At 43.6% G+C, this 14,095-nt stretch carries 13 protein-coding genes; 7 read left to right on the forward strand and 6 right to left on the reverse strand.

Features of this window, described 5'->3' with window-relative positions; all coding sequences use genetic code 11:
* Positions 1 to 234: 234 nt before the first annotated feature.
* Positions 235 to 1,437, reverse strand: a complete 1,203-nt coding sequence (locus tag H5300_RS22390) for an NADH:flavin oxidoreductase/NADH oxidase family protein (RefSeq protein WP_182796939.1) — start codon at positions 1,435 to 1,437, stop codon at positions 235 to 237.
* Positions 1,438 to 1,562: 125 nt separating this feature from the next.
* On the opposite strand from H5300_RS22390, the gene H5300_RS22395 reads away from it, so the two are divergent.
* A complete protein-coding gene (locus tag H5300_RS22395) occupies positions 1,563 to 2,456 on the forward strand; it encodes a LysR family transcriptional regulator (RefSeq protein WP_054543091.1) in 894 nt (297 codons plus the stop codon).
* A gap of 120 nt (positions 2,457 to 2,576) precedes the next feature.
* On the opposite strand, the gene H5300_RS22400 is transcribed toward H5300_RS22395, so the two are convergent.
* A complete protein-coding gene (locus tag H5300_RS22400) occupies positions 2,577 to 3,029 on the reverse strand; it encodes a septal ring lytic transglycosylase RlpA family protein (RefSeq protein ID WP_054543090.1) in 453 nt (150 codons plus the stop codon).
* A gap of 328 nt (positions 3,030 to 3,357) precedes the next feature.
* Positions 3,358 to 4,068: an SDR family oxidoreductase gene (locus H5300_RS22405; RefSeq protein WP_017084610.1), complete on the reverse strand. Its 711-nt coding sequence runs from the start codon at positions 4,066 to 4,068 to the stop codon at positions 3,358 to 3,360.
* A 217-nt stretch (positions 4,069 to 4,285) separates the two neighbouring features.
* On the opposite strand from H5300_RS22405, the gene H5300_RS22410 reads away from it, so the two are divergent.
* Entirely contained in the window at positions 4,286 to 5,182 is an 897-nt protein-coding gene (locus H5300_RS22410) for a LysR family transcriptional regulator (RefSeq protein WP_182796940.1), read from the forward strand.
* Between the two features lie 122 nt (positions 5,183 to 5,304).
* Here the strand turns inward: H5300_RS22410 and H5300_RS22415 are convergent, their stop codons facing one another.
* The 3 genes from H5300_RS22415 to H5300_RS22425 form a co-directional block, all read right to left on the reverse strand.
* On the reverse strand, positions 5,305 to 6,681 hold the full coding sequence (locus H5300_RS22415) for a uracil-xanthine permease family protein (protein ID WP_182796941.1): 1,377 nt from the start codon (positions 6,679 to 6,681) through the stop codon (positions 5,305 to 5,307).
* 280 nt (positions 6,682 to 6,961) lie between these two features.
* The gene (locus H5300_RS22420) at positions 6,962 to 7,453 is read right to left on the reverse strand and encodes a VOC family protein (RefSeq protein WP_029222246.1); all 492 of its coding nucleotides are present in this window, start codon (positions 7,451 to 7,453) and stop codon (positions 6,962 to 6,964) included.
* 247 nt (positions 7,454 to 7,700) lie between these two features.
* The gene (locus tag H5300_RS22425; protein ID WP_182796942.1) at positions 7,701 to 8,600 is read right to left on the reverse strand and encodes a LysR family transcriptional regulator; all 900 of its coding nucleotides are present in this window, start codon (positions 8,598 to 8,600) and stop codon (positions 7,701 to 7,703) included.
* Positions 8,601 to 8,704: 104 nt separating this feature from the next.
* Here H5300_RS22425 and H5300_RS22430 point away from each other — a divergent pair, with 104 nt between their 5' ends.
* From H5300_RS22430 to ahpF, 5 genes are all read left to right on the forward strand, one after another.
* Complete coding sequence (locus H5300_RS22430) at positions 8,705 to 9,571, forward strand: MBL fold metallo-hydrolase (protein WP_182796943.1); 867 nt, start codon at positions 8,705 to 8,707, stop codon at positions 9,569 to 9,571.
* A 10-nt stretch (positions 9,572 to 9,581) separates the two neighbouring features.
* A complete protein-coding gene (locus H5300_RS22435) occupies positions 9,582 to 10,121 on the forward strand; it encodes a glutathione S-transferase N-terminal domain-containing protein (RefSeq protein WP_259397908.1) in 540 nt (179 codons plus the stop codon).
* A gap of 147 nt (positions 10,122 to 10,268) precedes the next feature.
* Positions 10,269 to 11,462, forward strand: a complete 1,194-nt coding sequence (locus H5300_RS22440) for a multidrug effflux MFS transporter (RefSeq protein ID WP_004736363.1) — start codon at positions 10,269 to 10,271, stop codon at positions 11,460 to 11,462.
* 201 nt (positions 11,463 to 11,663) lie between these two features.
* On the forward strand, positions 11,664 to 12,221 hold the full coding sequence (gene ahpC / locus H5300_RS22445; RefSeq protein ID WP_017078889.1) for an alkyl hydroperoxide reductase subunit C: 558 nt from the start codon (positions 11,664 to 11,666) through the stop codon (positions 12,219 to 12,221).
* A 227-nt stretch (positions 12,222 to 12,448) separates the two neighbouring features.
* Positions 12,449 to 14,041, forward strand: a complete 1,593-nt coding sequence (ahpF, locus tag H5300_RS22450) for an alkyl hydroperoxide reductase subunit F (RefSeq protein ID WP_182796944.1) — start codon at positions 12,449 to 12,451, stop codon at positions 14,039 to 14,041.
* The last annotated feature ends 54 nt before the right edge of the window (positions 14,042 to 14,095 follow it).

Below are 14,095 nucleotides of genomic sequence, written 5' to 3' on the forward strand. Positions count from 1 at the left end.
GATAAAGCAGGATGAGAGTGACAAAGATAGCTTGGCTGCCAAACGTAGAAAGTCAGGTTGGTCTGGTGAATATCGCTCAAAAATAATCTTTGGCTAATATTTATTCAAAGTGGAATCCCGCCCTGACACAAAAGATGAGTGATATTCGATGCCTCCCCTCTCTTCTATCAAAAAGCGATTGAAGGTATAGCTCAAGGTGAATACCGAATATTGGTTTAAGGTTTGACCTCTAGATTACAACGGGTACTTAGCTAGCCATTTCGAAACACGAGCTTTATCACGACTTTCATAGGCTTGAATCGCGGGCAATAGCTCTAAGTTGAACTCTTTTTCGTTATCACTCTCTATTGCCGTGAGAAGCATCGTGTACCAAGCTGTCACTCCTCCGACAGGTGGTAACTTAAACTTTGGAAAACGAGGAACAACACTTGATCCATCTATCCATTCAATTGGTAATTCTGGGTTAAGTATTAATGCTCGTCCCAGACCAATTGAATCCACTGCGTTCAAGGATAAAGCACCAATTACTTGGTCATAGGTTTTAAAGCCACCTGTCACAACCAAAGGAATACTGGTTAATTTTCTGGCTTTTACTGCAAAGTCAACGAAGTACGGCCCGCTTGAAGCGCTATCAGAACTTGATTTCGCCCCTGGGAAATAGGAACCGCCACTTATCTCAATCAAATCGATTGAAGTTTGGTTCAGGATACCAATCACTTCTAAAGCCTCATCCTGAGTTAATCCACCTTCTAGTTGATCAGAAGAGTTCATCTTGATGCCGATTGGAAAAGTAGGCCCGACCGCACATCGGACTTTTTCAATTATCTCCATAACAATTTTGCTGCGTGCTTCTATTGAACCACCATATTGGTCTTGGCGATGATTGAATAACGGAGACAAAAACTGGCTAAGCAGAAAACCGTGTCCAGCGTGTATCTGAACACCTGTGAACCCTGCTTTTTTAGCTATCTTCGCAGCTTTAGCATATATATCTGGCAGCAAAGATATTTCTTGCTCTGACATACCCGCACATTCAAATTCACTGATTTTAATAGGTGATGGCCCTTTAGGGTCGCTAAGTGGTTTGTAAGCCAGCCCTCCCGCATGGCCTAGCTGAGGCCAAATGTGGGCGTTATTAATTGATGCGCGAGAGGTTAACATTTGTAAGTCTTTCAGATTGGAGTGCTCCGTTAACACCAAATTTCCTGGTTTTTCTGGAAATCTCGAATCGACTTGCACTTCACCAACGATAGATAACCCAATTCCGCCCTCAGCCCATCGTTCATAGAGTCGAGACTGAGTATGAGTCGGGTTTCCTTCACCGTCAGCGAGTGAGTCAGACATAGCTGACTTCATTAGACGGTTTTTTATGACGGCACCACAAGGAAGTTCTAGGGAGCGGTTAAGTAAGTTTGTAGGGCGTAATAGCTGAGTCATATCGTTCTCTCTGCGTACCAATATCTATGTACGATGTTAAGTAATAACGGTACAGACATTGTTGCCGTTTTTTACTAAACTAAAAAGATGGTAATCATTCAAATACTTTTAAATATTATTTAACAATGAACACATCAGATCTCAATCTATTCATTCGAATAGTAGAAACCGGGAGCATAACGGAAACCGCAAACCAACTGAGTCTCACCCCTCCGGCGGTTAGCTCTGCACTTAAAAGACTTGAAAAACAGTTGGATGTTCAGCTGCTCATCAGAACGACCAGACAATTGAGAATCACACCTCAAGGCGAGCAGTTTCTTTTTCATTGCCGCCAAGCGTTGGCGAGTTTGGAGCAAGGGCGCATAGCCGCACATCAGACGTTAGGAAAGGTCAGTGGTAATCTCAGGTTATCCGTTTCATCTGATTTGGGTCGCAATACCATAATCCACTGGATAGAAGAGCTACTGGACGAACACCCCTTATTGTCGATTGACCTGACGGTTGGTGATTCTATTTCAGATTTTTTCCTCGATCAGGTTGATATGGTCCTTCGTTACGGGAAGCCTGAAGACTCATCGATGGTTTCATTTCATATCGCGACCATGAACAGGATCACCTGCGCATCACCTGAATATATTTCTAAACACGGCAAGCCATCGCACCCTAGTGACTTAAAAGCGCATAACTGCTTATTGCACCGCCGAGTTGGTCGTTTATTTAATAGTTGGGAATACGCGGATCATACGGGTTCATACAAAGTCAAAGTGGATAGCAATCGAGTTAGTAATGATACCGACATAGTTCGCAGGTGGGCAGTCAGTGGCAAAGGTATAGCGTATCGCTCTCAGATAGATATCCATTCAGACCTTGAAAGTGGGCAACTTATACGCATTTTGTCAGAATTTGAATCGCCATCCGTTGAGTTGAATCTAATCTGTCCAAGCCGAGAACAAGTTAGCCCCGCGGTTATCGCTTTTCGGGAATTGCTCAGGAAGAAAATCGCTCAAATCGTTTTTTGACGGGCATATAGGGATTTTGAATCGTGGCTCAGAAGTGTCTGATTAACAGTTCTCGACTTACTCAGACAAAAAAGGATCGGTATCTCTACCAATCCTTTAGATTCATAAACAAGTGGAGTATTAGTGCTTGTACCTAAAGGTATTGCTGTCATCAACAATCTCGATTTTGACAGGTACAGTACCTTGCTTAACATTGCCGATTTTTGCAAATGCCTTGTGCGAGAGGTCAATAACTCGGCCTTTTACGTATGGGCCTCGGTCGTTAATTTTCACATCAACAGACTTGTTATTGTCTGTATTGGTCACTCTCACGATAGTCCCGAATGGCAAGGTTTTATGAGCCGCAGTATTCGCATTCATATTATACGTCTCACCACTTGCTGTGAGCCTTCCATGGAATTTATCGCCATACCAAGAAGCTTTACCAACAAGAGCATGTGACTTGGCATATTCCTTTGTTTTAGAACTGCCGACAGCCGACGTTGAGGTGCATCCGGCTAATATCATAAGGATAAGAGCGGTAAAGATAATATGTAATTTTTTCATGTAATTTGTATGCGCTAATCTCTGCATGTTTCTCTATTTTCGTTGTTGTTGGTTAGCAATATAATGCTGAGTATAGTCACTGCTCAGCCAAGGCTACCATTCGGTATGATGACGGAATGTTTTCATGAACGACACTTTCTTCCGTCATATTCATGAAAGGTTTTATCGTCAAAACGTCAACTTTAACAACGTCTTAAATTTGTACATTTCTCAATCACCCGCATATAGATAAGCTACTGTTCCAAAAAATCCAAACAAAAAAGGGATTGGTATCTCGACCAATCCTCTTTAGGGGTGATTCGGTTGTTAGTTTGTTGCAGATAGGGCAATGCTATCCAAACTTACTAACCTATGATTAATGCATCTTGTTGTTAACGGTTATTAGAGAACCACTTAGATAAGTTTTATTCGGTTGGGTCAACTCCATCATCAAATCTGCCAAATCTACAGGATCTACCCAAGTAGAGTGGTCAGCCTCAGGAAGTGCTTGTCGATTTACTTCAGTATCAACAATGGTCGGCAACACCGCATTCACTTGAACATTAGATGAAGCCGCCTCTGCAGCCAAACTTTCGACCAAAGCATTCAATGCTATTTTAGATGCCATGTAAGGTCCGAATCCTGCGGGTATGTTACGTGCTGTATCACGAGCGGAAACGAACATCATTGAACCTTTCCCTTGCGACTTCATTAATTTAAAAATTTCTCTTCCGAAGACAAACGCCGTCATAAAGTTCGCGTTCCATAAGTCAGACATTTTACTCACTTCCACATCAGTCCAATGACTCCAGATATAAATGCCAGAGCAATGAAAGTGAGCATCGATATGACCTAAGATTTTTGAAGCCTTAGCAGCAAGCGCTTGGCTTTGCACTTCATCCGTAAGGTCTCCAAGTAACACGGTCAGATGACCTGAATACTTATCTTCTAAGCTTTTTGCTCTTGCTTCATCTCCGATACGCCCAAAAGCGACGACACGGGTTCCGCTCGTAATGAGCTTCTCTATCAAATGTTGGGCTGTTACCGAAAAGCAGGCTGCGATAGTGGCTGTTTTAATTGCATTCATGAATATTGCTCGTTGTTGGTAATGATGTGGAGAATCATAAAGACAACAACCTAAGGTTTGAATCTGCCGAGAAGCAATTCAGTTTTGCTTTAAAAGCAATTAAGCTAACATTTAGTGACAGTTAAAGCATCAATGTCACCATACTGCGGCGCCAACCATCTTGTTTAGAAGGCTGCATTTTGAAAGAACTGAAACCGTCATTTAACGAGGAATACACATGAGCCTTTTCAATCGTCTTGCCTATTTCAACTGCGTGGTTGAACAAGGAAGTATCTCCAAAGCCAGTCGGATTTTTGATATTCAGCCCTCTTCTATCTCACGACAGCTCTCGGCGTTGGAAGAAGAACTCAATGTGCGACTGTTAGAGCGCTCGACACGCAACGTAGGGGTCACTGAAGCCGGTCAATTGTTCTATCAATATTCCAAGCGAATTACGGGCGAGTTTGATGAAGCGAAACGAGTCGTCAGCGCATTGCATCACTCGCCGAGAGGGAGCCTCAAAATAAGCACGACCGTTGCGTTTGGAGAAAGCAAAATCTTGCCCCTTGTTCCTATCTTTAGGGATGCCTTTCCCGAGGTCGATATTGAAATTGAAATCACTGAAAGAGTGGTCGATCTGATCGAAGAAAATGTGGATATCGCGATTCGCAGTGGCCGACTGCCTGATTCTAATTTGATCGCTAAGAAGCTCGTCCAAAACAACTTTATTCTATGCGCCAGCCCTAACTATGTAAGAAGAAAAAAAGCGCCTCAACATGTTGAAGATCTAGCAAAACATGACTGCTTGGTTTATGGCTACAAGGGGTGGCATGATTGGTTTGTATTGGATAGAAAACCGCAAAAAATCGACATCTCTTATTACATGGAAGTCGACTCTGTGAACGGGCAAAAGCAATTGATATTGAACGGCGGTGGTATTGCCCTGCTCCCACAATGGGCGATTGAAGAAGAACTTAAAATAGGTAAATTGGTGCAATTGCTTCCTGAGTTTACGTTTAGCCCATGTAACTATGAAACCAGCACATACGCAATCTATCAAAACCGCCAGCTAGTTCCGAGCAAGGTTCGAGTGTTTTTGGATTTCCTCACTGAGCATTTCGGAACTACTCTTTAGTTTTTGTATCTGGGTCAACGACTGAAGTGTTGACTAGATCTTGATAGGGAACACAAGACACCGTAATTTAACGACTTAGCGACGCTCTAGCATCACTAAGTCGTTCTTAACTCTAAAAACAATCATGCTTTACTGGTTTGTACCGAATTCGTCATCGATTTGGCTTTAGTTTCAGGCACCAAAGACATCAACCCGGTAATCAAAAGAGCAGCAACACCCGACATCGTTACTGGTGAGCCAAATATGCTTTGCACTAGCGTGGGGGCTTCTTTCAATAAATCCGGTACCAGCATTACCCCCAGTCCTAAACCTAATGAGATGGCAATCGTCATGATTCTGCGACGCTCCAGCTTCTCACTAGCGATAATCTTGATACCCGCCGCAGCAACCGTACCAAACATCACCAATGTCGCTCCGCCTAATACTGGCTTTGGAATCGTCATTAATACCGCGCCTAAGATGGGAAATAGACCTAATAGAAACAGAATTGCCGCAATGAAGTAGCCAATGTAACGACTCGCAATCCCAGTAAAATGGATCACGCCATTGTTCTGGCTGAAAGTCGTGTTCGGAAAAGTATTAAATACAGCGGCGATAAGCGAGTTCACACCGTCACCTAGCACGCCCGCCTTGAGTCGATTGATGTATTTTGGCCCCTTAACTGGCTGTCCTGAGAACATACTGTTGGCGGTAAGGTCGCCCGTCGTTTCAATAACAGTAATCAAGTAGATAAAAGCAATAGGGAGGAAGGCTTGCCAATCAAAAGCGAAACCATATTTAAATGGGACAGGGATACTCAATAGCGGTTGAGATGCAAAAGAAACCATTGGCGCTTTGCCCATCAGAATAGCAACGCCCCACCCTACAACCAATCCGACTAAAATCGACGACAGCCTTACCATGGTGTTGTTGCTTAGGTTAAGTGCCACTATGGTTCCGAGCACAATCGCACCCAACATCAAATTGCTTCCAGAACCAAAATCTTCTGCGCCAACACCACCAGCGATATCAGTGACGCCGACTTTAATCAAAGAGACACCAATCGTCGTGATAACGATGCCGGTCACAACGGGCGTGATCACTACTTTGAGTTTTTCGATAAAGCGCGATAGGACGATTTCGACAAATGCACCAAAGAAGCAGACACCAAAAATGGTGGCGAGCATTTCATCCGGCCCACCTCCATTTGCTTTAACAAGAAAACCCGCACCTAACACAGAACCTAAGAACGCAAAGCTGGTCCCTTGGACACAGATCATCCCTGCGCCAACTGGCCCTATTTTTCTAGCTTGTATAAAAGTTCCAACCCCAGACACCATCAGTGCCATGCTGATCAAATAAGGGATGTGTTCACCCAACCCTAAAACACCGCCAATAATGAGTGTGGGTGTGATAATGCCAACAAAGCTGGCTAATACATGCTGCAGCGCCGCGTAACTGGCTGCTTTGACTGATGGTCGATCGTCTAATCCGTAGATCAATTCACTGTTCTGTTCCATGTGACTTCCTTTATGTATTTTTTATTGTATACAATTTACATAAAGGCAATAGAGCAACATATATGCCAATGGTTTAACATCATATTTATCAACCAGTTAAGTTTTCAATCAGTCCAACGTTGCACTATAGAGCAACAATGTCGGCTTGTTTTAGTGCAACCGATAGTTTATCCGATGTTCCTAAATTAAGCCCTACAGACACAAAAAAAGGATTGGTATCGCTACCAATTCTCTTTAGGGGGTGTTTCGGTTTTTCTACCTATGGAAGGCAGTAACGCTATTACTCGTAATCAGTCGCGTACGTGTCTTCATACGTATGTGAGTAAAATTCGAATAGGTTACCAAACGGGTCTTCTAGGTAAACCATTTGCGCTTGTTTTAGTTCGTCTTCTGGGTGGTAACGCATGATGTCCATACGAACCTTACCGCCATACTCTTCAACACGCTTAATAGCTGAATGAAACTGCTCTTTTGGAAGTTGCAGACAGAAGTGGAAGATGCCTAGGCGAGAGAAATCAACTTCGTGACGCTCTTGGCGTTCTTTCATTTCGAACAACTCAACACCGATACCATCAGAAGTTACTAGGTGTGCAATGTTGAAGCCTTTAAAGCCTTCACCGAACACAGCGATACACATACGGCCGATTGCTGATTCGCGCTCTTCCATTACTTTGGTGTTGTTCATTACGATTCTTAGACCCAGCGCTTTCGTGTAAAACTCAACTGCTTTGTCCATATCGCCAACCATGATGCCTACGTGATTCATTTTCATAACTTGCTCCAAATTCGTTTTTAATTCTGTGCGTTTCGAAGACTGGCTTCGATGTTTCGTTTCGATGGAGAGAGTATATGGAGATGTGACGATTAACTTAAATTATCATAAATTATATTAATGATAATTTTTTGTTATTGCTTATATTGAGGACAGTGCATGCTGTACTTAAAATGCTGAGTGAACTCATAACCACTTTTAGACATCACTAACAGAAAGGTCGTGTAGTACATATAGCTATTTCTATTTACGATATAACTATATGAATAAAGTTAGCTTTTAAATACTCCAAGAATAGCGATAGTCTATACGGGACGTGTTTGCGAGTTGGGTACATCCCATAAATATTCACGATTGGAAATTCAGCTACGTTTTTAATTTTAACTAAGCTACCGCTGTTAACGTATTTATTAACAAATATGCTAGGGATCATTGCTATACCCATCCCATCCACTGCCGCTTGTATTAAGGTATTGCTATCTGAAATTACAGCGACCCACGGCTGCCGATATGAAAGGCTTTTTCCATCGACAGTTAGCATCCAGTAGTCGCCATCTCTCGAATTTCCCATATGTAAGCAATCATGATTTTTTAAGTCGGTATAATCGGAAGGTGCTTGATACTCGCTTATGTATGAAGGTGACGCATACAAGCCAAGTTCTGACTCTCCGAGTTTGGTCGCAACATAAGACGAATCTTGTAACTCGAATGAGAACCTGATGCTGAGATCGATCTCTTCCTCGATTAGGTTGAGGTGGCTATTAGATAAAGCAAGGTCAAAACGAATCCCTGTGTATTCTTTGCGAAATTCTTTAATCACCGTCATTAAATAAGGCCCCATCGCATCGGGAGCAGACAACCGGATTAAGCCCTCAGGATTGTTCTGATGAGCAGTTGTCAGCGAACCTTCTAATTGTTCAATATCACTCAATACCGCTTGCGCGCCTTCATAATAAGCTTTTCCCCCTGGAGTAAGATGCATACTGCGCGTTGTACGATTCAGCAATACAAACCCTAGAGAATCTTCCATTGCTGCAATGTGCCTGCCGACAATAGCAGGGGTAATACCTAACGCTTTCGCTGCTCTAGAAAAGCTGCCTTTATCGACAACAGTACAAAATAGCTGCATATTCCGATACTTATCCATTTGATACCTATTGTATTAAGTGAAGTTACTTTTTGGCGTATTGTTCTATTTGTTAATGTTAATTATCTTTCATTAAATATCAATAGTGAAAATAGGAATCAACAATGTCACTTAATTCAAAAATAGCCACTTTGGCTCTAGCTCTTGGAATGGTCTCTGGTGCCAGCGCCGCCGATGGTTTTGATCCTTCTAAGCCAGTAATGAAAGAACTAAAAGACGGTATCTATCAGTATTCTCAGTTTTTTTATAACAGTCTGGTTGTTATTACCGACGAGGGTGTGATTGTTACCGATCCTTCTGGCGATGTTCGTTCTGCACAAATGATGAAGGAGATCCGTAAAGTAACAGAGAAGCCTGTCAAAAAAGTGATTTACTCCCATGATCACTTTGACCACTCTCGCGGCGGTAAGATATTCAAAGAACAAGGTGCCGAATTTATCGCGCAGGAATACTGTACCGATTTGCTTTCACGAGATCTGGAAGACAAAGTAGCCTACCCAACAACAACCTACAAAGACCAGATGACAGTTTCTCTTGGTGGCAAAAATGTCGATCTGCATTACTACGGCAAGAATGATGGTAACTGTATGAGTATTGTTCACATGCCGGAAGATAAAGTACTTGTTGCAGTAGATTGGCATTTACCACAGTACTTAGTCAGCGGAGGACGCTTAATTGAACAGGACTATGTTGCTACATTGAACACGATAAAGCGCGTACGTAAAGAACTAGAGTTTGACACTATCATAAATGGTCACACTCCAGTCGACTCGCCAGAGCTACTAAAAGAAAGTGAAGAAGTCGTTCAGGCTCTGTTTGATGCAGTATGGAAAGGTTTGCAAGAAGGAAAGTCTGTAGATGAACTAAAAGAGTCGATAAAGCTACCAAAATTCAGCCACTGGAAAGACTATAAAGAGCATTTTCCTGCTCATGTAGAGCGCATGGCTTATTCGATTTGGCACGGTAATTAATAGGAGCTTTATGATGAAGCTGCATGTATTTGATAGCTGCCCATTTTGTGTTCGTGTTAAGACCGTTGTTGGGCTTAAAAATATTGATTGTGCAATCAGCCCTATGACTTTGGGGCAATTGCCAGAATCGTTAGAGGGGAAACTAGAGAGGTTGACTGTCCCTGTGCTTGAACAGCGACAGCATGATGGTAAGCATACGGTGATGGTTGAGAGCCTCGACATTATCCGCTACTTAGATCAACAAGATGAACCCATGTTCACCCGTTACGAAGTATCAGAAGCCTTGAACAACCTTCTAAAGCGGCTTTATCCGATCTCTGCACAGCTTTTGTATCCTCGCATGCCACGACTTAATCTCCCTGAGCTGTCAACGCCAGATGCTCTCTGTCTATTTGTTGAGTCACGCAAAGGCGCATTAAGCCAATCCCTTGAGCAGGCGTTGGTGAGAACAGAAGAGTACCTTCCGGAGCTTAAACGAATCTTGGAAGAGCTGGATTCCTTGCTTGATATTGATGTTCTTGTATCTGGTGAGCGCAAAGTTGAACATTGACGACATAGCCGCGTTTTCTGAGCTACGAAACCACACAATGGTCGCTGAACTAGAAATGAGTGAGCGCATGATGAGCTTTGTTAGTTTCATCGCATCACGTTCTGGTATGTCGCTATATCCGCCAATAAGTCAGTAAAGGGGTTTAAGATGGCAGGTAACAAATTTCTTCCACTACTGGTTATTTTTTCCCTCATACCTTTGGGGCCACTGGCTATTGATATCTACTTGCCATCTTTTCCGCAGATGATCGAGGCTTTCGCTGTCTCTGACAGCGAAATAAGACAGACTATTTCGATTTACGTTCTGGCTTTGGGTGTGAGTCAATTAATTGCGGGCCCAGTTTCTGATCGCAAGGGGCGTAAGTTCTCTGCCATGCTTGGGCTGTTCATGTATGCAGCAGGTAGCTTGTTGGTTGTGGCATCTTCGTCTTTAGAGATGCTATACGCAGCGCGAGCTCTGCAAGGCGTAGGCGCTTCATTCACTATGATCACCGCCATGGCTTGGGTTCGAGACAACTACGAAGGTGACGTTGCGGGTAAGTGGTTAAGCTATATGGGCGGCGTTACCAGTGCAGTACCAACCATTGCGCCGCTGATTGGTAGTGGGTTGGCTCTCTTATGGGGGTGGACAGGTGGCTTCTACCTCATGGCTGGTTTAGCTCTCTTGCTATTTGTTATATCAGCGGTAGCACTTCAGTCTAAGAAGAGTGTTAAGACCACGGTTGATGTAAAGAACACACAGGCACTTAAATGTAACGTGCGAGATATCTTAAGTAATCGTACATTTTTGGTGTATTCACTGACGAACATGCTCAGCTTTGGTGCTCTGCTAACTTACATTTCCGTTGCTCCAATTGTTGCAATCAGCGAAGGCGATTTTTCTCAAGTGCAGTTCTCACTTATGTTTGGAGTTATAGGAGGTTTTCAAATACTTGCTAGCCTTATAGCGCCCAGATTGATTAAGTCGTTTGGCCGTAGGAATACTGTGCGACTTGGTGCCACTGTTATCACCGTCGGAGGAATGGGGTTATTGTTTATAGGCTTTGATGCTACTTATTTATTCTTTGCTTTATCTGCACTGGGAGCGGCTGGCTTTAGCCTTTTATCTGGCTCTGCTACATCTCTTGCACTTGAACCTTTTAAGTATTGTGCTGGCTTGGCGACATCTATTGATGGCTTTTTCAGAATGATAGGAGGCGCACTGCTTGTCGCTACGTCCGGCCTCTTGGGAGTTAGCAGTATTTCTACACTGGCGGTAGTCATGCTGCTTTCACTACTGCCTGTTTTATTAATCACATTAGACAATCGAATGTTAAGTTCACCTAAAAGAGACTTAGGTTAGTCAGTAAGAAGTAATTAGAAGCAAAAAAGGATTGGTATCTCTACCAATCCTTTTTATGGATAGCCTTCCTATTTCGAAGATAGGATTCGCCTATTGAATCTATAGAAATGTCCGATTTCACTAATTTCCGGTGCGAATGCAATATAGCTCCATCGACGCGGGATAGCGTTAAACACTACAAATTAGAAAGAGAGTCGAATCATGATCAACACAGAAATTAAACCATTCAACGCGACAGCATTCAAAAACGGCGAATTCGTAGAAATCACTGAGCAAGACGTTAAAGGCAAGTGGGCTGTATTCTTCTTCTACCCAGCAGACTTCACATTTGTATGTCCAACTGAGCTAGTTGACCTACAAGACAAATACGCAGAGCTTCAATCTCGCGGCGTAGAAGTTTACTCAGTATCAACTGACACGCACTTCTCTCACAAAGCATGGCACGATACTTCTGACAAAATCGGCACTATCGAATACTTCATGGTAGGCGACCAAACAGGCAACATCACAAATAACTTCAACGTTATGCGTGAAGGTCAAGGCCTTGCAGACCGTGCAACTTTCCTAATCGACCCTGAAGGCGTTATCCAAGCAATGGAAATCACTGCTGAAGGTATCGGTCGTGACGCTGAAGACCTACTACGCAAGGTTAAAGCTGCACAATACGTAGCCGCTCACCCAGGTGAAGTTTGCCCCGCTAAATGGAAAGAAGGCGAAGAGACTCTAGCGCCATCTCTAGACCTAGTAGGCAAGATTTAATCTAAGCCCAGCTAAACAAGAACTGCTAAGAAAGAACAAGTAAAGCAGAACAGTTCTACAGTTCTACAGGCGCGCTTCGGCCCCCCTCCTAAAGGGCAGTTGCGCGCCACCCTTTCAAAACATCAACACCACAATATTTGCCGACTTGCGCCCCCTTTTTATTTTCCTTTTTCAGCAAGAAGGTATTGGTCAATACCAAGACACAGAATTTAAGAGCAGGCACGATTATGTTAGATCAAGCAATGAAGCAGCAGCTAAAAGCATACCTAGAAAACCTAAAAACCAATGTTCAGTTAGTCCTTAGTCTAGATGACAGCGACACCGCGAACAAACTTCAAGATCTGGCGAATGACATCGCGTCTTTAACCGACAAAATTGAAGTAATTCGAGATGATAACGCAAGTGCTCGCCGCCCTATCATGCAGGTAGTGAACCAAGAGAAAGGCACTGCGATCGGTTTTGCCGGTTTGCCAATGGGCCACGAGTTCACATCACTGGTTCTAGCACTGCTTCATAGTGGTGGTCATCCTATCAAGCTTGAAGCTGACGTAATTGAGCAAATTAAAGAACTCGATCAAGAGCTCAATGTAGAGATTTTCATCTCGCTCTCATGCCAAAACTGCCCAGAAATGGTTCAGGCATTCAACATGATGTCGGCGATTAACCCTCTGGTTAAGACAACCATGATCGACGGCGCAGCATTCCAAGACGAAGTGAAGTCTCGCGACATCATGGCAGTGCCAAGTGTGTTCGTTAATGGTGAGCTATTTGGTCAAGGACGTATGTCACTGGCAGAGATCCTTAACAAAGTTGATTCAGGCGCTGCAGAAAAGAAAGCAGCTAACCTAAACGAACAAGCACCGTTTGATGTATTGGTTGTCGGCGGTGGCCCAGCAGGTTCTTCAGCCGCTATCTATGCTGCACGTAAAGGCATTCGCACTGGTGTGGTTGCTGACCGATTCGGTGGCCAAGTCATGGACACGATGGCGATTGAGAACTTTATCTCCGTGAAAGCGACGACAGGTCCTAAGCTAGTAGCTAGCCTTGAAGAGCACGTAAAAGAGTACGGTGTTGAGATAATGACTGAGCAGCGCGCTGCGAACATCATCGCAGCCGAAGACACAGAAGACGGTTACATCCACGTTGAGCTAGAGAGCGGCGCAACATTACGATCTCGCACGGTTATCACAAGTACTGGTGCTCGCTGGCGTGAAATGAACGTTCCGGGTGAGCAAGACTACCGCAACAAAGGCGTCGCTTACTGCCCACACTGTGACGGCCCTTTATTCAAAGGTAAGAAAACAGCGGTTATTGGTGGTGGTAACTCAGGCATTGAAGCGGCAATTGATTTAGCGGGGATCGTTGAACACGTAACCGTACTTGAATTTGCAGACACACTACGTGCAGACCAAGTGCTTATCGACAAAGCGAACGCAACGCCAAACATCAAAATCATCAAGATGGCGCAAACAACGCAAGTGATTGGTGATGGCAACCGTGTAACCGGTCTGGAATACAAAGACCGCAATACGGATGAACTTAAACAGATCGAACTCGCGGGTATCTTTGTTCAAATCGGCCTAATGCCAAACAGCGAATGGTTGAAGGGTTCGAAAGTTGAGCTTTCACCACGCGGTGAAATTGAAATCAACGCTCATGGCGCTACATCAATGAAAGGTGTGTTCGCAGCGGGTGACGTAACAACCGTACCTTACAAACAGATCATCATTGCGATGGGTGAAGGTGCAAAAGCAAGCTTAGGTGCATTTGACCACCTAATCCGTAACTCAGCTCCAGTTAAAGAGGCTGAAACGGCTTAAGCTTTAAACCTAAAACTTAAAACTTAAAACTTAAAACTTAAAACTTAAAAGCTT

The organism is Vibrio sp. SG41-7, from assembly GCF_014164465.1.
GTDB classification, from domain to species: domain Bacteria; phylum Pseudomonadota; class Gammaproteobacteria; order Enterobacterales; family Vibrionaceae; genus Vibrio; species Vibrio splendidus.

Bases quoted from the DNA above. Each gene is read 5' to 3' on its own strand.
- H5300_RS22430 (WP_182796943.1), top strand. From the start codon at position 8,705: ATGTCACTTAATTCAAAAATAGCCACTTTGGCTCTAGCTCTTGGAATG.
- H5300_RS22405 (WP_017084610.1), bottom strand. From the start codon at position 4,068: ATGAATGCAATTAAAACAGCCACTATCGCAGCCTGCTTTTCGGTAACA.
- ahpF (WP_182796944.1), top strand. From the start codon at position 12,449: ATGTTAGATCAAGCAATGAAGCAGCAGCTAAAAGCATACCTAGAAAAC.
- H5300_RS22390 (WP_182796939.1), bottom strand. From the start codon at position 1,437: ATGACTCAGCTATTACGCCCTACAAACTTACTTAACCGCTCCCTAGAA.
- H5300_RS22410 (WP_182796940.1), top strand. From the start codon at position 4,286: ATGAGCCTTTTCAATCGTCTTGCCTATTTCAACTGCGTGGTTGAACAA.
- H5300_RS22425 (WP_182796942.1), bottom strand. From the start codon at position 8,600: ATGGATAAGTATCGGAATATGCAGCTATTTTGTACTGTTGTCGATAAA.
- H5300_RS22440 (WP_004736363.1), top strand. From the start codon at position 10,269: ATGGCAGGTAACAAATTTCTTCCACTACTGGTTATTTTTTCCCTCATA.
- H5300_RS22395 (WP_054543091.1), top strand. From the start codon at position 1,563: ATGAACACATCAGATCTCAATCTATTCATTCGAATAGTAGAAACCGGG.
- H5300_RS22400 (WP_054543090.1), bottom strand. From the start codon at position 3,029: ATGCAGAGATTAGCGCATACAAATTACATGAAAAAATTACATATTATC.
- H5300_RS22420 (WP_029222246.1), bottom strand. From the start codon at position 7,453: ATGAAAATGAATCACGTAGGCATCATGGTTGGCGATATGGACAAAGCA.
- H5300_RS22435 (WP_259397908.1), top strand. From the start codon at position 9,582: ATGATGAAGCTGCATGTATTTGATAGCTGCCCATTTTGTGTTCGTGTT.
- ahpC (WP_017078889.1), top strand. From the start codon at position 11,664: ATGATCAACACAGAAATTAAACCATTCAACGCGACAGCATTCAAAAAC.
- H5300_RS22415 (WP_182796941.1), bottom strand. From the start codon at position 6,681: ATGGAACAGAACAGTGAATTGATCTACGGATTAGACGATCGACCATCA.